General features: G+C 37.4%; 22 protein-coding genes and 2 riboswitches. Of the genes, 8 read left to right on the plus strand and 14 right to left on the minus strand.

The genetic code is table 11. The annotated features are described in order from the left end of the window. Window positions 1–134 precede the first annotated feature (134 nt). A riboswitch (purine riboswitch) is annotated at window positions 135–236 on the minus strand. 317 nt (window positions 237–553) lie between these two features. The 3 genes from GH741_RS16385 to GH741_RS16395 all read right to left on the minus strand — a co-directional run bounded on the left by GH741_RS16385 (window position 554) and on the right by GH741_RS16395 (window position 3371). After that, complete coding sequence (locus GH741_RS16385; RefSeq protein ID WP_338079521.1) at window positions 554–1411, minus strand: HAD family hydrolase; 858 nt, start codon at window positions 1409–1411, stop codon at window positions 554–556. A gap of 85 nt (window positions 1412–1496) precedes the next feature. Continuing rightward, window positions 1497–2285, minus strand: a complete 789-nt coding sequence (locus tag GH741_RS16390) for an SDR family oxidoreductase (RefSeq protein WP_153737840.1) — start codon at window positions 2283–2285, stop codon at window positions 1497–1499. A gap of 111 nt (window positions 2286–2396) precedes the next feature. Further along, window positions 2397–3371 carry a ring-cleaving dioxygenase gene (locus tag GH741_RS16395; protein ID WP_153737841.1) on the minus strand — a complete coding sequence of 325 codons (975 nt, stop codon included), beginning with the start codon at window positions 3369–3371 and terminating at the stop codon, window positions 2397–2399. Window positions 3372–3944: 573 nt separating this feature from the next. Between GH741_RS16395 and GH741_RS16400 the strand changes: the two genes are divergently transcribed. Both GH741_RS16400 and thiW read left to right on the plus strand, forming a co-directional pair. Beyond that, window positions 3945–4097, plus strand: a complete 153-nt coding sequence (locus GH741_RS16400; RefSeq protein WP_153737842.1) for a hypothetical protein — start codon at window positions 3945–3947, stop codon at window positions 4095–4097. A gap of 118 nt (window positions 4098–4215) precedes the next feature. After that, window positions 4216–4331: riboswitch (TPP riboswitch) on the plus strand. A gap of 98 nt (window positions 4332–4429) precedes the next feature. Continuing rightward, window positions 4430–4927, plus strand: coding sequence for an energy coupling factor transporter S component ThiW (gene thiW / locus GH741_RS16405; protein WP_153737843.1), 498 nt, complete (start codon window positions 4430–4432; stop codon window positions 4925–4927). A 158-nt stretch (window positions 4928–5085) separates the two neighbouring features. Here the strand turns inward: thiW and GH741_RS16410 are convergent, their stop codons facing one another. The 9 genes from GH741_RS16410 to GH741_RS16450 all read right to left on the minus strand — a co-directional run bounded on the left by GH741_RS16410 (window position 5086) and on the right by GH741_RS16450 (window position 18011). Beyond that, window positions 5086–5553 (minus strand): NUDIX hydrolase, encoded by a 468-nt coding sequence (locus tag GH741_RS16410; RefSeq protein WP_338079522.1) that lies wholly within the window; start codon window positions 5551–5553, stop codon window positions 5086–5088. 109 nt (window positions 5554–5662) lie between these two features. Further along, window positions 5663–5899: an indolepyruvate ferredoxin oxidoreductase subunit alpha gene (locus GH741_RS16415; RefSeq protein WP_153737844.1), complete on the minus strand. Its 237-nt coding sequence runs from the start codon at window positions 5897–5899 to the stop codon at window positions 5663–5665. 216 nt (window positions 5900–6115) lie between these two features. After that, window positions 6116–6955 (minus strand): aldo/keto reductase, encoded by an 840-nt coding sequence (locus GH741_RS16420; protein ID WP_153737845.1) that lies wholly within the window; start codon window positions 6953–6955, stop codon window positions 6116–6118. A gap of 111 nt (window positions 6956–7066) precedes the next feature. Next, window positions 7067–8584: a BCCT family transporter gene (locus tag GH741_RS16425; RefSeq protein WP_153737846.1), complete on the minus strand. Its 1518-nt coding sequence runs from the start codon at window positions 8582–8584 to the stop codon at window positions 7067–7069. A 200-nt stretch (window positions 8585–8784) separates the two neighbouring features. After that, a complete protein-coding gene (locus GH741_RS16430; protein ID WP_338079523.1) occupies window positions 8785–10329 on the minus strand; it encodes a BCCT family transporter in 1545 nt (514 codons plus the stop codon). A 420-nt stretch (window positions 10330–10749) separates the two neighbouring features. Continuing rightward, window positions 10750–13107 carry an RNA polymerase recycling motor HelD gene (gene helD, locus GH741_RS16435; RefSeq protein ID WP_153737847.1) on the minus strand — a complete coding sequence of 786 codons (2358 nt, stop codon included), beginning with the start codon at window positions 13105–13107 and terminating at the stop codon, window positions 10750–10752. Window positions 13108–13383: 276 nt separating this feature from the next. Then, the gene (locus GH741_RS16440) at window positions 13384–14385 is read right to left on the minus strand and encodes an LLM class flavin-dependent oxidoreductase (RefSeq protein WP_153737848.1); all 1002 of its coding nucleotides are present in this window, start codon (window positions 14383–14385) and stop codon (window positions 13384–13386) included. 90 nt (window positions 14386–14475) lie between these two features. Next, a complete protein-coding gene (locus tag GH741_RS16445) occupies window positions 14476–16293 on the minus strand; it encodes an ABC transporter ATP-binding protein (RefSeq protein ID WP_205677350.1) in 1818 nt (605 codons plus the stop codon). Continuing rightward, window positions 16293–18011, minus strand: coding sequence for an ABC transporter ATP-binding protein (locus tag GH741_RS16450; protein WP_153737850.1), 1719 nt, complete (start codon window positions 18009–18011; stop codon window positions 16293–16295). Before GH741_RS16450 ends, GH741_RS16445 begins: the two co-directional genes overlap by 1 nt. Before the next feature lie 244 nt (window positions 18012–18255). Between GH741_RS16450 and GH741_RS16455 the strand changes: the two genes are divergently transcribed. The 6 genes from GH741_RS16455 (at window position 18256) to GH741_RS16475 (ending at window position 23791) form a co-directional block, all read left to right on the plus strand. Beyond that, window positions 18256–19128, plus strand: a complete 873-nt coding sequence (locus tag GH741_RS16455; RefSeq protein ID WP_153737851.1) for a phosphate/phosphite/phosphonate ABC transporter substrate-binding protein — start codon at window positions 18256–18258, stop codon at window positions 19126–19128. Window positions 19129–19296: 168 nt separating this feature from the next. Beyond that, window positions 19297–20073, plus strand: a complete 777-nt coding sequence (phnC, locus tag GH741_RS16460; protein WP_153737852.1) for a phosphonate ABC transporter ATP-binding protein — start codon at window positions 19297–19299, stop codon at window positions 20071–20073. After that, window positions 20066–20866, plus strand: coding sequence for a phosphonate ABC transporter, permease protein PhnE (gene phnE / locus GH741_RS16465; protein ID WP_153737853.1), 801 nt, complete (start codon window positions 20066–20068; stop codon window positions 20864–20866). The genes phnC and phnE (GH741_RS16465) overlap by 8 nt, the downstream gene beginning before the upstream one ends. Continuing rightward, window positions 20866–21663, plus strand: a complete 798-nt coding sequence (gene phnE, locus GH741_RS16470; protein WP_153737854.1) for a phosphonate ABC transporter, permease protein PhnE — start codon at window positions 20866–20868, stop codon at window positions 21661–21663. Before phnE (GH741_RS16465) ends, phnE (GH741_RS16470) begins: the two co-directional genes overlap by 1 nt. Window positions 21664–22298: 635 nt before the next feature. Continuing rightward, entirely contained in the window at window positions 22299–22421 is a 123-nt protein-coding gene (locus GH741_RS22165) for a hypothetical protein (RefSeq protein ID WP_276608243.1), read from the plus strand. Between the two features lie 182 nt (window positions 22422–22603). Continuing rightward, window positions 22604–23791, plus strand: coding sequence for an MFS transporter (locus GH741_RS16475; RefSeq protein ID WP_153737855.1), 1188 nt, complete (start codon window positions 22604–22606; stop codon window positions 23789–23791). 79 nt (window positions 23792–23870) lie between these two features. On the opposite strand, the gene GH741_RS16480 is transcribed toward GH741_RS16475, so the two are convergent. Further along, complete coding sequence (locus GH741_RS16480) at window positions 23871–24794, minus strand: DUF1002 domain-containing protein (protein ID WP_420809406.1); 924 nt, start codon at window positions 24792–24794, stop codon at window positions 23871–23873. Window positions 24795–25067: 273 nt separating this feature from the next. Beyond that, a complete protein-coding gene (locus tag GH741_RS16485) occupies window positions 25068–25679 on the minus strand; it encodes a phosphonate C-P lyase system protein PhnH (protein ID WP_153737856.1) in 612 nt (203 codons plus the stop codon). Window positions 25680–25733: the final 54 nt, after the last annotated feature.

A 25733-nucleotide genomic window follows, 5' to 3' on the forward strand; every position in this document is an offset into this window, starting at 1 on the left:
TCCCCCTTGAATAAAAGTATCTTCTGCTAGCAACCGACAAAACACAAAAAAGCCTTAGGCGACGTCTTCACCTAGGCAATCATGATATGGGATGCACGAGTTATAAATACACCTTTAGCTAGATATGTTTTATATCCTGTTCATTCCACACATGTAGTCCAGTGATTTTCGGTCAGTCGGTAGAGACGCTTGGACCATATTTCCAAGCTTATACATGAGTATTAAATTAAAATCAATTATACAGGATTCATGCTAGCAAAGACTAATAATTACTATTTTTCTCAAAAAACCAGATAATTAGAAGCTATCTGAAATTAACCTATTTTTATTCATTTGATTGTTACACGCGAACACGACATCAATTCAGCCACTTTTGGAACTGGCTAACATTTTATCGACAGACATGTCACAATATGGATAGGTACTTCTCCATATATCAGGTTGGCCATTTATTTTCAAACAAAAAACCGAGTGTCACTAAGGTACTGACCCCGAAAGTAAAATTTATTCACTCAAACTTTTTGGGGTAGCCACCTAAGCATTTAGTTTTTATTTATATATTTGATATTTGAAACTTATTCTTTAGATAGCGACAAACTCCATCTTCATCACATGAAAATTCAGTAACTTCATCAACAGCTTGTTTAATTTGGTCCGATGCATTTTGCATGGCAACTGAATATCCTGCAATCTTAAACATAGGTAGGTCGTTATTACTATCCCCGATCACAAGAGTTTCCTCTTCACTTATCCCAAATTCCTCGAGTATTCGTTTTATACCAGTTCCTTTATTCACATTAGCTACCATTACTTCAACATTATGTTCAGATGAGATAGATGTTGTGAAGTCTATCTCTTTCTTGAGCTGTTCTAGTTCATTTTTCCATTCATTGATATGTTCCTTACTTCGACTAAAAAAATAAAATTTAGAGAAATTATCAATTTCCAAAGCATCTTCCCATTTTATTTCTTTTTCTATTGCTTCTTTACGTGATAACCACTCATTTATTCCTACACTGTCCGGTTTGGGCTCAAGAATCTCAGCTTCAAGAATCGCTTTATCTTCTTTTAGCGATATCCTATCTCCTTCAATTGGAAAGAGTTCATAGTAAACCTTATTCTCACGTGCTTTATCGATAATCATCTTAACTAAGTCAATAGGAAGGGTGTGTTTAATCAGTATATCGTCATCTATTTGCGCCATCATTCCATTGGAGCTTATAATTCCATCCACTTTAAATCCAGCTGGAACTAATGGAGCAATCTCACCAAAGGATCGTCCGGTTGCAATAAAGACCAGAATACCCATGTCCCGAAGATCATCAATCACTTGTTTAGTATTTTGAGTCACTTGATTGTAATGATTCAAAATCGTTCCGTCCATATCTAGAAAAACCGCTTTAAATTTCAAGATGTTAATCCCCCTGTATTACTATCGCTATTTATCTTTCAAGCCCATTATTTAGTAAATCTCACTTAAATATAGAAAAACAAACTTATAATAACGATTCTGCACCATCAATATATAATTCCGTTCCAGTTACATGACTGGATGAATCAGACGACAGGTAATGGACTAAATCTGCTACTTGCTCCGGTTCACCCGGTTTGTGCTCCAGGGGCTGATTACCTTCAGGAAATTCGACTGGAATTTTGACCTTTTTTAAGTTGTTCTTATCCTGATAGGTGTTATCTCCAATATTTGTCTTTATTGAGCCTGGACAAATGATGTTCACCCTAATATTATATTGTGCCAATTCTAATGCTGCCATCTTTCCAAATGCCATTTGACCGGCTTTACTAGAACTATACGCCGACATACCTATGCTTGAAAACTTTCTATTTCCATTAATGGAACTAGTAATAATCACACTACCACCTTTTATTTTCATATGAGGAATGGAATATTTGACAGTCAAAAATGTACTTTTCAAGTTGGTTGTTAGCGTCTGGTCCCACTCCTCAGGACTTATATCTTCAATCGGGGCAACCTTCCCATTTATTCCTGCGTTAGCAAAGACAATGTCTAATCTCCCCCATTCTTTTGCAATTAGTTCGATACTTTCTTTTACTCTTGATGGATCCGAGACATCAGTATCTGTAATAATCGCTTCCGCACCAACGGCTTCTACTTCTTGTTTAACAGCCTCTGCCTTCTCTTCCTTTAAATCAATTAACCCGATGTTCACCCCTGCTTTTGCTAAACGGATAGCAGTAGCTTTGCCTATTCCTGAGCTTGCTCCTGTGATGATTGCTACCTTACCTAGTAAGGATTTATTCTCCATAGTGCACTCTCCTTTTTTATTTTATACTCCCCTATTTATTCCTCACTATGTCAAATCCAAAACAAATCAAAAGAAAATCCCGGTCAGTATTAACCGGGAGAAAAACACAATTTAATATAATTTCGTATTTAGTGGTTGAAGCTTAGCTTCAATCTCTGCTCTCTTATCCTCTAAGAAAGGTGGTAGAGCCACACTCTCACCGAGATGTTCAACATCTTCATCCGTTGTAAAACCAGGACCATCTGTTGCTAGTTCAAATAAAATCCCATTTGGCTCCCTGAAATAAAGAGACTTAAAATAATAGCGATCCACAAGGCCTGAGTTGGGAATCCGAAGTTGTTTAATTTTATCTTTCCATTCAGCTAATTCATCATAATTATCTACCCTAAACGCGACATGGTGAACACTTCCACGACCAGGTTTTTCTTGTGGTAAGTCTGTACGATGCTCGAGGTGAACCTCCGCGCCCGTTCCGCCTTGTCCAGTCGAATATACTTGAATATCTGGCTGTCCATCAATAAACGCTGGGTAGTCCCCCACATGGGTAAAACCTAAAACCTCAGTTAATATTTGAATAGTTGGTCCAGGACTTGGGACGGTTAACTTAGATGGGCCAAGCCCTATTATCCCTTTATCTTGTGGAACAGGGCTTTTATCCCAAGGTACTCCACCTGCAACACCTTGATTCTTTTCATCTGAAACCAAAGCTAAGCGTTGACCTTCTGGATCTTTGAAATGAATGGCCGAGCGACCAAATTGCTTTGAAATTCCTTCATGTTCAACATCGAGTTCTTCAAACCTCTTTATCCAATAATTAAGCGCATCATCACTTGGTACACGTAATGATGTAATGGATATACTATTGTTCCCTTCATAGGTATGTCCCGCCCTTGGAATTTCAAAGAAAGTAAGGTCTGTTCCTGGATTACCAACTTCATCAGCATAGAATAAGTGGTACATGCTTGTGTCATCCTGGTTAACAGATTTTTTCACTAAACGCATTCCTAGTATTTCCGTATAAAAATGATAATTATTTTTAGCGTTGGCTGTTATTGCTGATACATGGTGAAGTCCTTTTATTTCCATTAATCTAACACTCCTTCTTAAAATCTTTTTATTAATTTACGTTGCCATTACAATCTTAATCCTGTTATTTATACTTTAAATTTTATTACATGGTTATCTCGAATTCAAGACAATCGCTTTTACTATGCTCTTTTCTAAGTTGTTTTGCAAATTAGTTACGTCGCATTTGATATAAATTGCGTCGTAACTTTGTCACGACTTATCCCCATCCTTTATAGGATGAGTGATCATCCATCGCTTCGGAAAAACACTCCCTTTCCATGGGGAACGCCTCAGCCTCCTCACGAGAAAAAACGCTCGTTGCGGGGTCTTCAGACTGTTCCTTTCCCATAGGAGTGTCGCATTTTTTCCGAAGCTTAAAGTAGTTTTCTGTTCAAGTAAGATGGTACCCAAAGAAACGTTAATTCATAAAATTTCACTATTTACAAATCTGAAAATTTCATTGCATGGAGGTTTGTATTTTTTTATGAGTCTTAGTTTATTTACAGCGCTAGTACTGTTAATAACTCCACTTATATGTGGTTGATTGGAGCGGAGGGCAGTCGACTCCTGCGGGAAAAGCAAATGTTTTCGATGGGACGAGTAATCGCAGTCCCAACGGCTGAAAATCCCGCAGGAAGTGGTATTCTTCCGAGGAAGTTGAAGCGTTGCCCGCGGAAAGCGACTGCCCGGAGCGAAAATCAACATAGCAGCCGATTAAGGAAAAGTGAAAAAATTATCAAATAGTTACGTCGTAGTTTATGGATACTTAGTCACAACAGTCTTTTTGAAAATAGCCTTTTATTAATTCTGTTTATCTTTACTTGAACTCATGGTAATCTTATTATGAAGATTTATAACTGAATAATTCTACTAGGGGTGCCTATAAGTATAGGCTGAGAGAAAAGCACTAAAAAGCTTTTTAACTCTTACGGACCTGATCTGGATGATACCAGCGGAGGGAAGTAGTATTTGCAATTAATATAATAATATTAACCAGGTCCTAGTTCTCAAATGGGACCTGTTTTTTTATTCCTGCGACCGCCTAGTAGCTTTATCAAAAAGGAGGAGAGATTCATATGAACAACACACGACTATTAACAACGATGGCCGTTTTCGTTGCAATTGGAACAATCGGTTCCTCGCTACTTTGGTTTCCTACAGGAATAGCCAAGGCATACCCAGTTCAACATGCTGTTAACGTAATGTCCGCAGTTATTTTGGGGCCAATTCCTGCTATGGCAATAGCCTTCATGATAGGTCTACTACGGAATCTGCTTGGTTTAGGTACCTTGCTCGCTTTTCCAGGCGGGATGATTGGTGCATTATTTGCAGGCTTTCTATATCGGTGGACAAAGAAAAAATACATGGCAGCGACCGGTGAAATAATTGGAACAGGAATTATTGGTTCTTTATTATCCGTACCTTATGCCAACATCCTTATGGGGCAATCATTAGGCGCTATCGCCTTTGTTCCTGGTTTTCTGGTAAGTAGCTGTACGGGAGCAATAATAGGTTTATTTGTACTTTCAAGAATCAAGCATACTCAGTTAGTCTCAAACCCACTTAAAAATTAGTTATTAGAAGATGTTCAAAAAGTCCGGGAAAAATAGCTGCCGAATTTCTACGTCAGTTTGCTGTTCCGCTACTGCACTACCTTGAACTTCTCAGCTCTTTTGTTCCTCCTTTTTGAACACGCACTATTAGGATTAGCGGCGTACTAATGACGCCGCTCTTATCTTATTATCGGGGTCTCTTCGCCTGAAAGTAGATCCTTAAATACTCTATAATGGCTTTCAAAAAGGTTTTCGGGTAGTGCATCTAGCGGGAAGAATGATGCATCTAAGCTTTCCTCATTTTGGATAACAAGTTGACCCCGGAAATCAGTACAAGTAAACCACAGTTGTACTAGTGAGACTTGATCTCCACTTTGCAACGTTTTCTCATTACCTGGTCCTGAGTAGACACTAAATAGTTTTAGCTTTCCTAGCCGCAAACCTGTTTCTTCAAAAACCTCACGTCTAGCTGTGTCGGTAATTGATTCCCCTAGTTCCATGTAACCTCCAGGCAATCCCCACTTATTATTATCAGTACGTAAATGGAGTAACACGTGCCCTTGCTCGTTAAAAACTAATGCCCCCGCAACATTCATGATCACTTTTTCGTGTCCAACCATTGATCTAAGATAACTTATATAGTCCACTTCTACCGCATCCTTATCAATATTTTCATTGTGTCGCCTCTAGAAAATTGAGATTTAGCTCAAAATAAAACGACCAGCCAAGATAATAAGACTGATCGCTTTATGATAATTAATTTCCGAAATATTTTTCTGCCTTCTCCAGGTAAACTTCTTGCGCTGGCGTTAAATCGTACTCTTCCACAATCGCATCAACTGGACAAACTGACACGCAAGCACCGCAATCAATACAAATATCTGGATCTATATAAAATTGATCTTTTCCTTCTTCAATACAATCAACTGGACAAACAGTTACGCACTCTCCTGCCTTCTCTGTTTCGCATGGAGCTGTAATTACAAAAGCCAAAGTTGTTCCTCCTAACTTAGTAAAGAAATCATCCTACACTTAAATTAAATAACATTACTCAGTAGGTGTGCAAGGAATTCGCTTGTCGAACTTTAGATAGTTTTCCTCCAAACCTGACTTTTTACTAAGTTTCGGTGAGATTGACTGGGTTTAATTAATCCCAAAAATCTAAAAAGGAACTAAAAGAGACGCCCAGGAATCAGGCGTCTCTTAGTACTATGCTTTATTGAATTCATCTGGATCGGCAAATGCTCGTTCATTTGTATCTAGTCCATCAATTTTAGCCATATCCTCTTTTGTCAACTCAAAATCAAACACATCTGCATTAGCAATAATACGGTGCTCTTTCGTTGATTTTGGAATCGTTACTACTCCACTTTGTAGATCCCAGCGAATGATTATCTGCGCAATACTTTTCCCATGCTTTTCTGCAATTTCAGAAAGTGTAGGATCATCCAAAAGTTCCCCCTGTTTCAACGGTGACCATGCTTCCAGTTGAATTGCATGTTGTTTACAAAAGTCACGCAATGATTTCTGAGCAAAATTAGGATGGAACTCAACTTGGTTTACCATTGGCTTAATTTTTGCATCCTTCATTAAATCTTCTAAATGATGCTCTTTAAAATTACTTACACCAATTGCACGGACTTTTCCTTCATCGTAAAGCTTCTCCATTGCTCTCCATGTTTCCTTATATTTTCCCTGTGCTGGAACAGGCCAATGAATTAAATACAGATCCAAGTAATCTAAACCTAACTTATTAAGGCTTGTTTCAAACGCAGCCAATGTTGATTCATAGCCTTGATCCGAATTCCAAAGCTTAGAGGTTACGAACAGTTCATCTCGAGAAATTCCAGACTCCTTAATCCCCTGTCCTACGCCTTCTTCATTTTTATAAATTGCAGCTGTATCAATACTTTTATAACCATTTTTAATGGCGGCTTTTACAGAGTTAACTGCCTCACTTCCGTCTTCTACCTTAAAAACTCCTAAACCTAGCCAAGGCATCTTTACACCATTATGTAGTGTCGTTGTATCCTGCAAATTTTTCAGCATGAATGACTCCTCCTTATTATTTTATTATCTCAATTTTCTCATAACAAATGGATAATATAAATTTTATTGCTCAAAAACAATAAATAACTCCCCCAAAATTAGGGGGAGTATTTATTTTATTTTTTGTTCAACAGCTAATTTCCGCGCGCATTGGATAGCGCCCCATAATGTCGGTAGCATAATGAGCGAGACAGGAACTGCTGTTACGACTATAGAATTTTGAATTGCCGAAATACTGTTCTCACCAATTGCTAGTAGCATAATGGACATTAAACCAAATATCAGTACCCAGAACACTCGGATCAATTTATGCGGTTTATCATTTCCAGTCAGCGATACAGCAACTGTATATGATATCGAATCGACTGTCGTTGATACAAATACGAGTGTTACTATTAGAAACCCTAGTGCCAGGAAGAAGCCAAGTGGCAGTTGATCCATTATTGACATTACTGCTGCAGGCATTCCACCCTCAGCAAATGGTACAGAGATTGCTCCAGGCTTATCTAACTCAATTTTGAGTCCTGTTCCTCCAACAACGGTAAACCAGAAGTTAGTTATAAGTGGAGCGACAATTGATACCGCGATAATTAGCTCTCTTATTGTTCTACCCCGAGAAATTCGAGCTATAAATATAGCCATCATTGGACCATAACCTAAAAACCAACCCCAGAAAAAAACAGTCCACCAGCCTAACCAAGCTTGGTCGCCTTGATAAAGGGCCATCGTTAACATATTTTGAATGTGAAATCCTTCTGCTGATACAAATTTATTTAAAATAAACATGGTTGGTCCAACAAGTAAGATGCAGATTGCCAAAAATATCGTTAAACCAACATTTATTCTGCTTAAGAACTGAATTCCTCTATCTACTCCTGTTGCTACTGAAATTGCAGCAATTACTACTAGTGCGCTTACAATGATAATATTTGTTGTTAATGTATTAGGAATGTCGAATAACCAATGTAATCCATAGCCTAACTGCAAACCAAGAAAGCCAATTGGCCCCATTGTACCGGCGGCAACAGCTACAATTGAAACAACATCAGCAAAACCACCAACAATACTGTTATCACGGAATATTTTTTCTCCAAATACAGGATATAAAAATCCTCTTGGCTTCATCGGATAACCTTTATCATAATGAAGATACATCAGCACGATTGTGGCAAGCGTTCCTAGAATTGCCCAGGCAAGGAAACCCCAATGTAAAAAGCTTTGTGCCAAGGCCGGCTCAACGCCTGCATATGTGGATGAGACATCGTCAAATAACGGTGGGGTTGTTATAAAATGACTTAGCGGCTCAGCTGCAGCCCAGAATACCCCTCCACTAGCTAGTAGTGTACACAGGATCATTGCAATCCAACGATAATACCCATTATCAGGCTTTGCTTTTTTACCCAAACGAACTTTTCCTAGCTTACTAACAGCTAAACCTATTCCTATTACGAAATTTGCTAATAACAGTACTTCCCAGTATGAGCCAAAGTACTTGGCACAGAAGGCAAATGATGTATTTATCCACGATTCCACCATGTCCAGATCAATCATTGCTAAAACAACGAATAGTACTAATAATCCCCCACTTATAATAAAAACGGGTTTATCTGTTTTATTATCTTGTTGCATTATAAAGCCTCCTAAATTACAAGTGTATAAACCTGTTATTACTATTAACTACCCTTCCCTTAACATAATTTTTAATTAGTAAATTACCGATTATTTAAAAATATGAGCAAAAAAAACCTCTTTGTTCATGCAAAATGTAGTTGCATGAACAAAAAGATATAAAGTAGATCATATAATAGCTTGTGTAGTTCCAAGTACCATTACTTAGAAGTGATATTCTGCTCAGCAGCCAATTTGCGAGCAATTTGAACTGCTCCCCAAAGAGTCGGCAGCATGAGTAATGAAACGGGAACTGCAGTTACGACAATAGAGTTTTGGATAGCTGAGATACTGTTTTCGCCAATAGCTAATAATACACTTGATAGCACACCAAAAATCAATACCCAGAACACTCGAATCATCCTGCTTGGTTTATCACTACCAGTTAACGATACCGCAACAGTATATGAAATGGAGTCAACAGTTGTTGCGACAAATACTAAAGTAACAAATAGGAAACCAATTGCAAGGAAAAATCCAAATGGTAATTGATCCATAATTGCCATTACTGTAGCCGGCATTCCACCTTCAGCAAAAGGAACAGAAATCGATCCAGGATTATCTAACTCAGCTTTTAGGCCAGTTCCACCAACCACAGTAAACCAGAAATTCGTTACTAGTGGCGCAACAATGGATACGGCAATAATTAACTCTCGAATTGTTCTTCCACGGGAAATTCTTGCAATAAATATAGCCATCATAGGTCCATACCCTAGGAACCAGCCCCAGAAGAAGACAGTCCACCAACCAAGCCATGCTTGATCCCCTTGATAAAGAGCCATTGTCAGCATATTTTGGATATGAAATCCTTCTGCAGATACAAATTTATTAATAATAAACATAGTTGGTCCCAGGATTAGCATACAAATAGCTAAAAAAATCGTTAAACCAACATTTATTCTACTTAAAAACTGAATACCTCTATCAATTCCGGTAGCAACAGAAACAGCAGCAATTGCTACTAGTGCACTAATAACAATAATGTTTGTGACCAATGTGTTAGGAACATCGAATAAAGAGTGTAATCCATACCCAAGTTGTAAACCGAGAAATCCAATCGGCCCCATTGTACCTGCCGCAACAGCTACAATAGACACAATATCAGCAGCATTTCCAAGAATACTGTTTTTATTAAAAATTTTCTCTCCAAAAACCGGATATAGCATCCCTCTAGGCTTCATTGGATACCCCTTGTGATAATGAACATACATTAACACAATCGTAGCTAATGTTCCTAAGATTGCCCAGGCAAGGAAACCCCAATGTAAGAAGCTTTGCGCTAAGGCAGGCTCTACACCGGCCAAGGTTGATGAATTATCATCAAATAATGGGGGACTTGTAATAAAATGGCTCATTGGTTCCGAAGCAGCCCAGAAAACTCCGCCACTAGCAAGTAGTGTACATAAGATCATTGCAACCCAACGGTAATAGCCGTTCTCAGGTTTGGTTAATTTTCCCAATCGTACTTTACCATACTTTGAGATTGCTAATCCAAGACCAATAACAAAGTTCCCCAATAGTAACAGTTCCCAATAAGCACCAAAGAATTTAGCAGAAAATGCGAATGAGGTGTTAATCCATCCTTCTACCATACTTAAATCAATTATTGCTAAAATTACAAATAGTACTAGTAAACCTCCACTTATCAAAAATACGGTTTTGTCCGTGGAGTTTCTTATTATATTATCACTTTCTTTTTTTTGCACTTTTTTTCCTCCTAAGTTTGGTTAGGAGCAAGTGCCTACAATTCCTCTCTATGTCTATTCATTGCAGACAATTAGATGGAAATTATTCATTTAGTAAACTTCATAAGAACAAAAGATCAGAAAAGAATCGAATAATTTATCAAGTCCGAAATTCATCGGCTTGCTCACTAATAGTTTTACTACAATTTAACTGCAATACTTTTTCTTTCGTTCAAATGCCGAAAACCATATCTCTCCCTTCAAGATACATAGTATTACATAGCATACTATTATATATATAGGTTACTAATTCGTCAAATATTACCTAAATTGACAAAATTTAATTCGACATCCCACCAACTTGAAATCCGTCCTAGAGGGAAAAAGAAGGTCATTTAAAAAGGAACTGTCAGTATCAACCAACAGTCCCTCATGTAATAATTATTGTCCCTTATGCACGGCATGGATTTTATAGTGAATGAATTTGTTTCTAGGTACTACGTTGATGAATGCCGTTGGTTCACCTAACGAGAACATAGTTAACTCATGCATTGCTCTGGTTCCTGCTGTATAAAAAAGATTGCGTTCGAGTTCTTTACTGTATTGTGTGTTTGAAGCGTTATAAATAATAACAGCGTCAAATTCTATACCCTTTGCCAAATAGGCTGGGATTACTACGAGTCCTTTTTGAAATGTATGTGATTGTTGGCTCATTAGCTTTACTTCTATTTTGTTTTCCAACATCCGATAAACCATTTCGCTTTCCTTGACCGTTTTACATATCACAGCGACTGTTTGATGCCCTTTAGACTGAAATTTTTCAATTTCCTGAAGTAGTTTCTCATTTAAGATATCAGTATTTTCCACTTCAATCAAAACAGGCTTTTCACCTTCTCGGTTAAATGGCTCAATTAACTCACCATTCGGCATAAACGACTTAGTAAATTCGACAATTGGTCTCGTAGAACGATAACTTCGGGTTAAAGTTATTCGCTCATGCTTTTCCTTCATTTTGTCAGATAACAAAGTTTCCTGGTGTAGTGCGTGCGCATATATTGCCTGGTTTATATCACCAAGAAGCGTCATCCTACTACTTGGGAATAGTTTTTTAAGATAAGCGAATTGAATTGGCGAATAATCCTGAGCTTCATCAATAAAAACGTGTCTGATTGACCTATTTTCATGAAATCCTACCAACATTTTTTGAAAATATAGATAAGGGGTTGAGTCCTCCCAAGTAAGGTATTTATCCTTAATATTTTCAATTGTCTGTTGTGCGATAGCTGACCAGTTTTTAGGTAGATCAGCACCTTTTTTCTCAGTTTGGTAGGATTGCTTTAAAAGATGTATATAGGTATTTTTAATATCAACAAAGAACATCCGCTTAATTTTTTGCTTAAGTGGCTTTAATCTGTCCTCGATAACTAATTTCCTTAGCAATTTTTCCTCCCTTTCGAAATCATCAAAGGTATCATCGGAAAATTTGTTCTCCTCTTGCAACTGACGGTGAACGTTCAAATAGTCTTCTTTATCTAATAGCTCGCTTTCTTCAATTACCCAATCTTTTTCCCGTTCGATTCGTTCGAACTCGCTGATTTTGTTTAATAACCATTTAGCAACAGACTCCATTCGATTCGGAATGGCTATATTATTTTCTAAGGAATAAAAGTAAGATTTAATTTCTTGATTGGAAATTATTTCTTCTCCACGAAATTTAATGTTTCTGAACCTTAATCCCTCGTCTCCAAGCTTGTGAACGAATTCTTCAAGTTGGTGTTTAAATGTTAAGCTTGCTTTGTAACTAATTCCATCCACTCTTGTAGAATAGTCTTCACCTTTTCCAGTTAAGTAATATTCCATTTGATCAAAAGGTGATTCTATCGTGAACTGCCTACCTAACTGTGCGTCCACATACTGAAAAAAAGTTGTCTGTTTCATGTTTTCTTCCCCTAGTTCAGGTAAAACAGTAGCAACATAACTGTTAAACAATGGATTAGGAGAAAATAAGATAATGTCTTCTGATGAAAGCACCTCACGATAGCTATATAACAAATAGGCTATACGTTGAAGCGCTGCTGATGTCTTTCCGCTTCCAGCAACACCTTGCACAATAAGTAGATCACTTTTTTCGTTACGGATTATTTGATTTTGCTCACGTTGAATGGTGGCAACAATACTTTTCATGTTTGTATCAGCATTATTTCCTAAAACTGTTTGTAGGAGATGGTCTCCAATTGTTAAACCGGTATCAAATAATCCTTTGAGTTTAGAATTCCTAATAATGAATTGACGCTTGAGCTCTATTTCTCCATCAATCGTCCCTTCAATTGTTTGATATTGAGCATGGCCAGGTGGGTAATCATAATAAAGGCTTGATATCGGGGCCCGCCAGTCATAAATTAAAAATTCCTCGTCCTTCTCATCCATTAAAGATGATATTCCAATATAAATTGGCTCTGCTGTTGATTCTCCGTCTTCGGCAAAATCAATCCTGCCAAAATAAGGTGAGTCCTCCATGCGTTCAAGTGTTTTTAATTGCTCACTTACCTGACCATGGCTTCTTTCTCTTTCCGATAGGAACTCTGCCTGTTGCTTAAGACTTGCCTGTGTTTCTATAATATCATCCGGCTCATCTAAATTTACCGTAACATCATCCCAAAAATTCTTTCTTATATCGATGACCTTTTCCTTTAACCCTTTTGCTCTTTCATTAAAACTGGTTATTTTACTTTGTATTTCTTTTACAACTTGATCAACACGTTGTTGTTCTTCTTTCCATTCTGTATCTTTTTCATCCATGAATGACACCCCCAGTTTAGCGCTCTACTTATTATCATGTTCTTTTATCTATCATTAACAATTATTAAATTGACAAAAATATTTATTAAAGTAAACATAACAATCCAGACCTACGCTTTCAAGCATTTAGTATAGACTATTGGTGAATAGCCTAAACAAAAAAGTTACCACCTTGCATCATTGAAGCGAGGCGGCTTATATAATGTGTTATGTAGCTTAGATAGCAAAAGATCAAAACGAACAATAAGTTCTTTGAAGTCTAAATCATCTCTATTTTTATCTTAGATTAAAGACATCTGATAATAGCTGATAGCTTTTTACTTTACTATGAAAATCATACATGATGGTTGCCAACATAAATTCATCTGTTTGATACTCTTGACTATACCTAAGTAGTTGACTTTTGATTGTTTCCGGTGAGCCAACCAGTAATCGTTTGCGATTCTCCTCGACATAGTGCAGGTCAGTTGTTGAAAATGGATATTTCATCGCTTGTGCAGGCGAAATCACTCCGCCGCTTTGCTCCCCTTTAGCTATTTTAATAAATTGCACATCCAAACTAGAAGCTAGTCGCTCCGCTTCCTTATCCGTTTCTGCGCACACCACAAAAAAAGCTGCGATTGAGCATGAAGCTTCCTGCATTTGCGAGGACCGGAAGCCTTTCTGGTAATTTTTAACTATCTCTCCGCCATGCTGACCACTGATAAATTGCGCAAAAGCATAAGAAATACCATACTTAGATGCTAACCCTGCACTTCCGCCACTAGAGCCCAGCACCCAAAGCTCTGGAATTGTATCGATTTCAGGCATAGCTTTTAGTCCTCGGAAGCGATGTGTTTCATCTTTTGATCCAGTTAGATAGAAAATTAGATCTTCTATTTGTTGAGAGAAGTCATCGTGATGAATCGTTTTATTTTCTTGTAAAGCGCTTGTTGCAAGGGGAATCCCTCCAGGTGCTCTACCAACACCGAGATCGATTCGGTTAGGGTACAACGCTTCAAGTAGCCTAAAGTTTTCAGCTACCTTATAGGCACTATAATGTGGCAGCATCACGCCACCTGAACCTACTCGAATTCGAGAGGTATTAGCAGCTATATGTGGAATGAGTACTTCTGGGCTTGAGTGCCCCAATGTCTCTAAATGGTGTTCCGATATCCAAAAGCGATGGTATCCTAACCGCTCAGCAATTTGTGCTAGCCTTACAGTATTTAATAATTCTTGTTTGGCACTACTTCCTTCAGGAATTGGGGTTTGATCTAATATGCTTAAACGAATCATATTTTATTACCTCCCCTGTATATAACACAGTTTAAAGTTTGTTCTATCTTTATTTTAGTATTGTAGACAGTTATTCATGCATGTACTACCTTAATTCATTGTTCTACCCAGCTGAGAATGATACAAGGCTGCATAATGGCCACTCTTGTTCAATAGTTGACTGTGATTTCCTTGTTCCACTATCTCGCCCTGTTCTAACACTAAAATTTTATCGGCACGTTGAACTGTATTAAGGCGGTGAGCAATGATAAAGCTTGTTCTACCATGCATCAATTTTTTGAGTGCATCATTTATTTTTATTTCCGTTATCGTGTCAATACTACTTGTTGCCTCATCTAAAATTAGCATTGCAGGATTCGCCAGCATCGCTCTAGCAATCGAAATTAATTGACGTTGACCGTGGCTGATTTGTCCGCCGTCGGCATTTAGAACGGTGTCATATCCATTAGGTAAATCCGTGATAAAGGAATGCGCATTCGCTTCTTTTGCTACCCTTACAATTTCCTCGTCACTCGCATCTAGTCTTCCGTATCGAATGTTTTCGGTGACGGTTGTATTAAATAGAAAAGAATCCTGTAGAACAACTCCGATTTGTCTCCTCAAACTACTCTGAGTAATCTCGGTAATATCATGGTTGTCAATGAAAATCTGTCCTCTTTCCACTTCATAGAACTTTGATAACAAGGATATAATTGTCGTTTTACCTGCTCCTGTAGGACCTACTAGAGCTATCGTTTCTCCTTTATTCACATGAAAGTTAATATTTTTTAATGTAGCTACATCTGATTGATAGGAAAACGACACAGAGCGAAACTCAACCTCACCTTTTATGCTAGGTATCGACTTAGCAGAAGTGTCATCTTTTTCCTCTTCAGGTTCGTCAATAATATCAAAGACTCGCTCCGCACCGGCAACCGCTGACAAGATAACATTAAATTGATTAGCTAGATCGTTTAATGGACGAGTAAATTGCCGTGCATAGGCAGAAAAAGTAACAATAACACCAATCGATATCATTCCATTCAGAGCAAAAACCCCACCAACACCAACAATAATGGTAAAGCTAAGGTTATTTAGTGAATTCATCACCTTAGGAATGAATCCAGAATAGACTTGAGCCCAATACCCTGAATGTCTGACACGCAGATTCTTTTCATTAAATTCATTAATTACTCGTTCTTCTTGAGAAAATAATTTCACCATTTGATGACCTGACAGTGTTTCTTCAATGTATCCGTTCATGTCTCCTAAATTTTTTTGTTGTTCCTTAAAATATCTACCTGTTCTATTTGTAATCCAGTTCATTCCCCATATCAAAAGGGGAACAATTAGAAGTGTAAATAACGTGAGCAAAGGACTAAGCCAAAGCATGACACCAACCGTGCCTATTAATGTAAGAAAACCAGTTGCCAATTGAATAACCGATGAGTTAAGTGTTCTACTAATATTCTCCATGTCATTTGTTAATCTACTCATCAATTCCCCGCTAGACCTAGTTTGAAAAAATACAAGGGACAGCTTTTGTAAATGGGAAAACAAATGATTTCTCATTGTGAACACAGTATTTTGGGAAACGGTTATCATCCAATAATTTTGAAACCATAACACGATTGAATGGCTTATGAAAATGAAAACAAGTGTGTAAACTATTGTAAGTAAGGCAGACTGATTAACACCAGACACTAGTAGGTCAACTGCCACACCAAGTAAATAGGGACCTAACAAGGATAGGGCAGAGCTTATTAATACAAATCCAATGGCAAAATAAAACAGAATCTTATCCTCAGCCATGTACTGCCAAATTCTCTTCAAAGTACTACCAATCTTGTCAAGTGATGGCCTTTTCGGTTGGAGGTGTTGACGGTCTGACGAATCGGTGTTTTGGTTATTTTTATTACTACGGACCATCATAATTCACTTCCCTGTTGCTGCTGTGACTTAAAAATCTCTTTATATACCGTGTTGGTTTTCAATAAATAGTCATGACTACCTTGGTCGATTAGTTTGCCATGATCTAAAAGTAGTATTTTATCAGCCTCAATAACTGAGCTTATTTTTTCGGAGACGATAAATGTTGTACATGATTTGCTTTTGATTGAGTTAAGAACACTCGCTTCAGTTTTTGCATCTAACGCACTTGTACTATCGTCTAATAGCAGTATGCTAGGATTTCTGACAAACGCCCTTGCCAAATTGATTCGTTGCTTTTGACCACCTGAAAAGTTTACACCCCGTTGTCCTATGATTGTTTCATATTGATTAGGTAGGCTCATTATGTAGGGGTGAAGGTTAGCATCCGTTGCCGCTTGTATGATTTCTTGTAAACTAGCATTATTATTTCCCCAAGCGATATTTTCAAAGACTGTCCCAGAAAACAACTGTGATTCCTGCGGTACCATTGCCATTTCCTTTCTTAGAGCTTGTGAATCTAGCGTGTCTATTGGAACACCATCTACTAAAATCCTTCCAGATGTTACTGGGTATAGGCGGGGAATAAGTTTCAACAATGTAGACTTACCTGACCCCGTTTCACCCATAATCCCAATTGTGTCACCAACTTTAACCCTAAAGGATAGATCTGACAGTGCATTTACCCGTGAACCTGGATACCTGTAATTTACTTGATCAAACTGAATTTCACTTTGATTGCTCATTACCTTTGACTCACTATTTTTTGCTTCCTCCACTGGAGATGCCAATACTTCTGAAATCCTTGAAGCGGATGCTTTACCTCTTGAATAATTCATAATTAAAAAAGAAAAGACTCCGAAAGATCCCATTATCCTCGTTGCGTAATTAATGATAGCAACTATTTCACCAGTTTGTGCTCCTCCTACACTTATTTCAATGGAGCCAAACCAAATAATGAGAACCATTGCTATATTCATCCCTAGCATAACAACAGGCATAGTAATCTCCATCAGACGCAGAGCCTGTTTGTTGTCATCCATTAACGACATGTTGGAAGCGTTAAAACGTTGATTTTCATGTTCTGAGCGATTATAGGACTTTATCAAACGTATCCCTAATAGATTTTCTCTAAAAATTGAATTTAACGAATCTAGCTTCTTTTGGACTCTCTGAAATAACTTGACGCCTTGGATCATGATCCAAAACATAATAATAAATAGAATTGGGACTGCGACCAATAGAATCAGTGCTAAATTGACATTGACCGTAAATGCCATTACTACACCACCAACAACAAATAAAGGAGCCCTGAGCATAATACGCATTGCCATAAAAATGAATCCCTGAATTTGGGTTACATCGTTAGTCATCCGTGTACTGAGGGATGAAGTCGAAAATTTCTGTATTTTTTGAGTAGAGAGAAATTGAATATGCTCAAACAAGTCTCTTCTCACATCGTGACCGATTCCTTGACTTACGTTGGCTGCAAAGAAAGAGCTTGAAATACCGGCTATAAATGCCACTATAGTCAGAGCTAGCAGCACACTTCCCCAGGTTATAATCGTCCTCATATCACCATTCACAATACCTTCATCGATAATTGTAGCCATCACGATTGGCTGAACAAGCTCCACCACTAACTCTATGAACATTAAAAGTAATGCTATAAATGCTGAAAACTTGTATGTTATTATGTAACCTAGAATTTTTTTCATGTAAATTCCTTTCAAATAACAAATAAATGATAATATTATTATATAGAAAGTTAGTCTTAAACTCCATTTATATATTTTGTCGAAAACACGAACGATGGTGTTACATTTTCTAACAAACATTAAGAATTTACTGATGAGTTTGTAAATAGTTTGTAAAATTTCATTAAAAAGTCTAGTAATATAAGACAAACTATTGCATAATATGAATTGTCATCAATAAAACATATTTTAGGGGGATAAAAAAATGAAAAAGTTTCTATCTATTATTCTAGCTACACTTGCTTTGGTTGCTATCACTGGTTGTAGCAATGACGATACGCTTGTTATGGGGTTTGTACCTTCACAGGATTCTGACGAAATTGCAGATACGGTCGAACCGTTAGCTGAAAAACTTTCTGAAGAACTAGGTGTTGAAGTAGAAGGAAGAGTAATGACTAACTATACGGCTCTTGTGGAAGCGATGGGAACTAACGAGGTTCAGATTGGTTTTATCCCTGCATTTGGTTATGTATTAGCAAATCAAGAACACGATGTTGAAGTAATACTTAAATCAGAACGTTTTGGTAGTGGTACGTACAAAGCACAATATATCGTAGGTGCTGATTCTGGAATTGAAACACTTGCTGACTTAGAAGGAACTACTTGGGCATATGGTGATCCAACATCTACAAGTGGCTACTTATTCCCAGCAGCACAAATTATGGATGAGTTTGGCGTAGAAAATCCAGAAACTGAATTTTTTGCTGAATCTAAACAAACTGGTGGGCATGACCAATCTGCTATTGCTGTATTAGAAGGCGAAGCTGATGTTGCTACAACATTTGATGATGTAAGAACTGGTCTTGAAGAAGATTACCCAACAATTATGGAAGAAACAAAAATATTAACTTATACAGACGAAATACCAAATGACACTATTTCTGTAACAAAAGAATTAGATGACGAGTTAGTACAAGAAATTAAAGCAGCATTCTTAAGCTTTAATGATAACGAAGAAATGATTACAATTATGAATGAAGTATATAACTGGGATAGAATTATTGAAGCTGAAGACAGCGAATATGATGTTGTTCGAAGCACATTTGAAAAATTCGGTGATGATATTTCACTAGATTAATAGATTACTTTAATGTAATGCTACAGGAGAGAAGCTAGCTTCTCTCCTGTTTTACAATTTTCTCTAAAAATTGTTATTTTTTTCTGAACACAATGTTCTCATATATTTCTTACAAAAACTAATAGGAACTTCTTGACTTATGTACACCAACGACTATGGAGGTAAATCATGATTGAATTTAAAAATTTGTCCCTAGTATATCCGAATGGTAATGAGGGTCTTAAAAATATAAACATCAAAATTAATGAAGGCGAATTTGTTGTTATCGTTGGTTTGTCTGGAGCGGGTAAATCTACATTTATTCGTAGTATTAATCGATTAGTAACACCTACAGATGGTGAATTAATTGTTGATGGCGAAGATATATTAACGCACAATGGCAAATCCCTTCGTGCACTTCGCAAAAAGATTGGTATGATTTTTCAAAGCTACAACCTTGTAAAACGATCAACCGTGCTAAAAAACGTAATCTCAGGTAGATTGGGTTATACAGGTACATTGAAAAGTATATTTAACATGTTTCCAAAAGAAGATATGCAATTAGCATATGATAATTTAAAACGAGTAAACATTGAAGATAAATTATATAGTCGCGCCGATGAATTAAGTGGCGGACAGCAGCAACGTGTGAGTATTGCACGTGTTCTTACTCAGAAGCCTAAAGTAATTTTAGCAGATGAGCCTGTGGCTAGTTTAGACCCACCAACATCTCATCAGGTTATGAAGTACTTGAAACAAATAAATAAAGAGGACAACATAACAACAATTGTTAATCTTCACTTTATTGATATGGCAATGGAATACGCCGATCGAATTATCGGTATGAGAGCTGGTGAAGTCGTTTATGACGGCCCTGCCTCTGAAGTAACAGAAAAAACCTTTGAGGAGATATATGGCCGAACCATCCGCGAAGAAGATATGCGTGGAGGCGAGGATAATGAGTAAAACAGACCAGTTCACGCCGAACAGTCTTTATCCGGCTAAAACAAAACGGACCATTACACTGGCTTTCATTGCAGTCATAGGTTTTTATTTAATCAGCTCAATAACAACGGAATCTTTTATCATTAATTTCTTCTTGAAGCTTAGCAATATCACTGATTTGGTTGGTCGTTTCTTTCCACCCGATTGGGGATACGTCACTTATGTGTGGCCAAAACTATTTGAAACCATTCATATGGCAATTATTTCTACGACAATTGCCGTTATTATAAGTGTACCATTCTGTCTACTAGCTGCTCATAATATTACCACTAATAAATGGTTGTATAACTTTATGCGAATGGTTCTAAATATTATCCGTACAATACCTGACATCATTTTAGCTGTTGTTTTCGTTGGGCTATTCGGAATTGGTGTTTTCTCAGGTATTATAGCATTAATCATTTTTGCTGTAGGTATTTTAGTTAAGCTAATGAGCGAGATAATAGAAGCAATTGATATGAACCCGTCAGAGGCTATTAGAGCATCTGGTGGTAATACGATTCAAACAATCTGGTATGCAGTTGTTCCGCAGATACTGCCGCAGTTCATCTCCTTTAGCCTGTATGTGTTCGAAATTAACATTAGAGCATCGGTTGTACTGGGGCTAGTTGGTGCAGGGGGTATTGGACAATTAATCAATAAAGAAATTAACTTTTTAAACTATCCAGCTGTTTCAACGATTGTACTAATTATTTTTGCAGTTGTTGTTGTGATTGACTGGATTAGCGGAAAACTAAGGGAGGGAATCGTCTAATGAGTTTTAAACTTCCTCCTAAACCTAAAAACCGACCGGCAGTGGCTAAGAGAGTTATTAGTTTGCTTGCGTTACTTGCTCTATATATTTGGACAATAACGAGCGTTAATATCGATTGGGGTAGAGTTTTTAGTGAACGAACCCTTGAGAATTTTGATCGAATCATACCACAATTCTTCGATCCTGCCTTTGAAGAGACTGGTACTATTTTAGTTAAAATGATTGAAACTATCTTCATAGCTTACACAGGATCACTGGCAGCGGCTGTTATTGCTGTTCCACTTGCATTCTTGTGTGCTACTAATATGGTTAAGAATAAATGGTTAAACACTATTGGAATGTGGATTTTAGGTGCCGTTCGTGCATTTCCTGAAATTATTCTAGCAATTATTTTCGTTGCTGCTGTTGGACCGAATCCTTTTGCAGGTGTACTTGCGATTGCGATAGGATCGACCGGGATGCTTGGGAAATTATTCTCAGAGGTAATCGAATCAATTGATATGAACATCATTGAAGCACTTGAAGCTAGTGGTGCCAATAAGATGCAAATACTTTTTTACGGCATTATGCCACAGGTGTTACCTGAATTCTTATCTTATGCGATTTACAGATTTGAAATTGATGTACGTGCTTCCTCCGTACTTGGTATCGTTGGTGCTGGTGGTATCGGGACATTAATTACATTCGCATATCTAAACCGTAACTGGGATGAAGTTGGTATGATCCTACTTGTTATCATTATTGCAGTTACTATTATTGATCAGATATCCGGTTTTATCCGCAGACGTCTTGTTTAATAGACTTTATTAGACCACTTCCAAAGTTTTGGAAGTGGTCTTTTTATTTCTTTCGTTGTTTGCTTCGCAGTTGATGTAAAATACGACGTAACTGTTTCTTTTCCACCTTTATAAGATTAGTGCTTAATCAGCGTTGTTGAAAAACACTCGCTTTCCATGGGGAACGCCTCAGCTTCCTCGCGAGCAAATGTTTTCGATGGGCCGAGTAACCGCAGGCCCAAAATGCGCTCACTGTGGGATCTTCGGACTGTTCCTTTCCCATAGGACTAGCAACTACATCTCTGAATTTGCAACACACGAAGAAAATTGGTTTTTATTTTCGAGGAGTCTCGCATTTTTCCACAGCTAAAGTAGCTTTCTGTTCAAGTGAGATACAACACCATGAAACGTTTATTACATGAAATATAACTACTCTCTCGAAGAAACGATTGTATTTTTGAGGAGTCTTTGATTATCTGCACGTAGTATAATTTTGTGTTTAATAACTTAATAACTTCAATATCACAACAGCTGCTTACTCTTATGTAATGGTTGATTTGGAGTGCAGGGCAGTCGACTCCTGCGGGAAAAGCGACGGCTGAAAATCCCGCAGGACAAGAAAACGCTTCGAAAGCGATACATCGCACGCAGAAAAAGTGTTTTCCTTTTTCAAGGAAGTCGGTTTTCTTCCGAGGAAGTTGAAGCGTTGCCCGCGGAAAGCGACTGCCCGGAGCGGAAATCAACATAGCAGCCGATTAAGGGAAAATGAAAAAAAATAGCAAATAGTTACGTCGGAGTTTATAGATTTTCTGTTAGAAACAATTGCCTTATAGTACAAATCGCTTCAAAATTCATCAAACATTCGTTAGTATTAATATTTAGTGTTTCGAAATATATTTTCTGAAAGAAGTGATCGTTTATTTCACACCACGATAAAACTATCAAGCAAAACCTGCTTATCATGTGGTTTGCTAACTTTTTTATTGCTGGAAGTATCACTATGGTTTTGCCATTCTTATCGCTATACATTGATACATTAGGTGACTTCTCCGACAAATATGTTCAAAAATGGTCTGGACTTACCTTTGGAATTACCTTTGTTGCAGCATTTATTTGCTCTCCTATTTGGGGAAAGCTTGGAGATCGTTACGGAAGAAAGCATATTCTAGTTATCTCGGGAATAGGACTAGGTGTTTCCGTTTTCCTCATGGGTTTTGTAACCTCCGTACTACAGCTCTTTATCCTTCGATTTTTCATGGGTATTTTCACTGGATTTATTCCAATGTCACAAGCGCTTATTTCGACTCAAACGCCAAAAAACATTGCTGGAAAAGTGCTTGGAACCTTGCAAACCGGAAGTATTACTGGGAGCTTAATGGGACCATTGCTTGGAGGTGTATTGGCAGATACTTTTGGCTACGCTTCTACGTTTAAATGGATTTCTATTATCCTTATTGTATCTTCCGTACTAGTGTTAATTGGTATATATGAGTATCGGATTGAATCAGAAAAAGGGGATAAAACCAACTATTCGAGCAGAGAGGTGATATTACACATTGTTAAAAATCCACTACTATTAGTGGTCATGTTAATATCCATGTTCATTCAAATTGCTCACTTTAGTATCCAACCCATCTTGTCCTTATACGTTGGAGAGTTACACGGACCTGCCAACCTTGCTTTATTTTCTGGGATAGCATTTTCTGCGGCTGGACTAGGAAATTTAATGATGGCTAGAAATTGGGGCAAGCTTGCAGATCGGGTAGGATATATAAAAATTCTCATTCTACTATTGTTTATGGCTGCACTCTTCTATCTTCCCGGAGCCTTTGTAACTAATATTTGGCAGCTTGTTGCTTTAAGATTCCTACTTGGAATTGCTATTGGTGGTATTATTCCAGTCAGAATCGCCTATATAAGGCAGGAAGCACCGATTGCGATGCAGGGAGAGGTTCTTGGTTATAATACGAGTATTCGTTTCTTCGGTAATATAATTGGTCCGATAATGGGCGGTGCTATTGCTGGTTATTACGGATTCACAGCAGTGTTTATTGTGACGAGTAGTTTGCTTTTCATTTGTGCAGTTATTTTACTAGGCGCCATGCAAAGAACATCAACTGTCGCACAAAGGCGTTCACAATCAGCATAAAAAAGTCTATTAATCCAGAGTAATTATTTATTTCGCATCAAAAAGGCGCTATTGTATTTTCACAATAGCGCCTTTTTGTTTAATTAGTACTAAATAGGTTGCTAATTCCTGCAAATAAATCCTCGAAAAACGTGGCGACGCTTTTCCAAAAACCTGTATTTCCTGTTACCTCTTCTATCTTACTTTTAATGTCACCAGCAATATCCTCAAGCTGACTTTGCACATTACCAAAGTCGATATTTATCGCACGCATTTTTTCAAATAAGTTTGTAAGCATTTCACGATCTTCCGGGCTTAGTTCTATATTCAACGCATCTAATTGTTCTTGAACAATTCGTTCAATGTCCTCTTTTGTTGCAGGGTTTTGTTCAGAAATCGCTTTTTTAATCTCTGTCAATAGTTCACTTACCTTTGCCTGGTCCATACCTTCTTCATCAGCAAGATCAGTTGCTATTTCTAATTCTTCATTAGCCACTTCCATTCGATCCTTATCTAATGATTCACCATCAACATTGTAAGCTTTATATATTCCTGTTAATGCTGAATGCCCACTTACCTTCAATGGGGAAGCTACTTCGACCAACGCATTTTCAATTCCTGCTGTTAGTAATGCATTTGCATACATTTCAGTAGTTACTTCTGTGATGTTTTCAGAGCTTACTATATCTATTACCAGACCATTTCCCGGGTCTTTTCTCGTAATCTTAGCAGATGAATACATATTAGAGCTTGAATCCCCTCCAATATAATTCGCGAGGTCTTCACCAGTTACAATGTACTCTTGAACCATATCAGGGTTATCTACACCTAATAAGCTTCTTACCTCATCCTTTTGCGCATCAGACAACGCCTCACCTAGTACTAGAATTGGCAACCCATATTTCTCATTTATACTATCACTATTGTTGTTACCATCACTAGCAGCCACTTCTCCAACTATTGAAAAACTCATCGCCAGGAAAAATGCGCAAGTAATTGCCACTATGTTAAACCATTTAATCATAAAGTCAATCTCCTTTTTTAAGGTTGTCTTACACTTTCATTATGCATATTTTGATTAATTAATGGAAGGGGATATATAACTAACTTTCACCGAGAGGATTTACTGCTTTGATTAGTAGATTTAAATTAGAACGTAGTTAGCAATCAATTTATTGTTAGTATTAACATAGATTAAAAGATCGTCAATTGTCAACTAATACTGTACTACATTATGGAAAATATTGGGGAAAGGGAGATTTAAAAGGAGCCAAAACATCATGCGAGGGCTAGTCACTCATTCTACTTCGATCCTTGCTGTATGAGGAATGAAAATATATCGGCCTTGTTGATCAACGACAATCATATCTATTCCCTTTTGGTATTGACTGTTTATTATTTGCCTTTCTGCAATCCACCAGAACTTAAGTCCTCTTACACTGCAAATTACTTTACTTTCAGTATCCTCATCCGTTATATATAAAATCAATCCAGGATGATCCGTCGGTTTGCAGATATGATCAACCTGTAATATCAGTGTGACAGATTCTCTTGGATGAAGGTTAGGGGCTGGGAATATCCTTCCGATCGTGTCGTGAATTTCTAACTCCTGTAATTGTTCTGGCAAAAGAATATACTGTGCATAATTCAAATCCTCGATTCTTGCCTTAGTTTTCCACTCTAAAAACTGTGAAATTTCTAGACCATTACTTGATAGACAAGCAAAATTTGAATGCTCATTCAAGATAGTTAGAGCTATAGTGGCAAGGGGCTTAGATAAGCCTAAGCTTTGTAGGACCTCAATGGTTACATGTGGGTGAAAGGTATGGACTTTTTTTATAAATTCTAACTTATTGCAGGATAAAATTCTCGGTTCATTGATCAGAAAAGCTTGATTGAGACTCAACATGTTAACCCTCCTCGATTTGTTTGTAGTTTAACTGTATCTTAATCAAGACTACTT

The sequence above is a fragment of the Aquibacillus halophilus genome (assembly GCF_009649745.1).
GTDB lineage: Bacteria > Bacillota > Bacilli > Bacillales > Amphibacillaceae > Aquibacillus > Aquibacillus halophilus.

Coding starts and splice junctions, on each gene's coding strand:
- GH741_RS16390 (WP_153737840.1), bottom strand. CDS start 2,285: ATGGAGAATAAATCCTTACTAGGTAAGGTAGCAATCATCACAGGAGCA.
- GH741_RS16395 (WP_153737841.1), bottom strand. CDS start 3,371: ATGGAAATAAAAGGACTTCACCATGTATCAGCAATAACAGCCAACGCT.
- GH741_RS16400 (WP_153737842.1), top strand. CDS start 3,945: ATGGGACGAGTAATCGCAGTCCCAACGGCTGAAAATCCCGCAGGAAGT.
- thiW (WP_153737843.1), top strand. CDS start 4,430: ATGAACAACACACGACTATTAACAACGATGGCCGTTTTCGTTGCAATT.
- GH741_RS16420 (WP_153737845.1), bottom strand. CDS start 6,955: ATGCTGAAAAATTTGCAGGATACAACGACACTACATAATGGTGTAAAG.
- GH741_RS16425 (WP_153737846.1), bottom strand. CDS start 8,584: ATGCAACAAGATAATAAAACAGATAAACCCGTTTTTATTATAAGTGGG.
- helD (WP_153737847.1), bottom strand. CDS start 13,107: ATGGATGAAAAAGATACAGAATGGAAAGAAGAACAACAACGTGTTGAT.
- GH741_RS16440 (WP_153737848.1), bottom strand. CDS start 14,385: ATGATTCGTTTAAGCATATTAGATCAAACCCCAATTCCTGAAGGAAGT.
- GH741_RS16445 (WP_205677350.1), bottom strand. CDS start 16,293: ATGGTCCGTAGTAATAAAAATAACCAAAACACCGATTCGTCAGACCGT.
- GH741_RS16450 (WP_153737850.1), bottom strand. CDS start 18,011: ATGAAAAAAATTCTAGGTTACATAATAACATACAAGTTTTCAGCATTT.
- GH741_RS16455 (WP_153737851.1), top strand. CDS start 18,256: ATGAAAAAGTTTCTATCTATTATTCTAGCTACACTTGCTTTGGTTGCT.
- phnC (WP_153737852.1), top strand. CDS start 19,297: ATGATTGAATTTAAAAATTTGTCCCTAGTATATCCGAATGGTAATGAG.
- phnE (WP_153737853.1), top strand. CDS start 20,066: ATGAGTAAAACAGACCAGTTCACGCCGAACAGTCTTTATCCGGCTAAA.
- phnE (WP_153737854.1), top strand. CDS start 20,866: ATGAGTTTTAAACTTCCTCCTAAACCTAAAAACCGACCGGCAGTGGCT.
- GH741_RS16475 (WP_153737855.1), top strand. CDS start 22,604: ATGTGGTTTGCTAACTTTTTTATTGCTGGAAGTATCACTATGGTTTTG.
- GH741_RS16480 (WP_420809406.1), bottom strand. CDS start 24,794: ATGATTAAATGGTTTAACATAGTGGCAATTACTTGCGCATTTTTCCTG.
- GH741_RS16485 (WP_153737856.1), bottom strand. CDS start 25,679: ATGTTGAGTCTCAATCAAGCTTTTCTGATCAATGAACCGAGAATTTTA.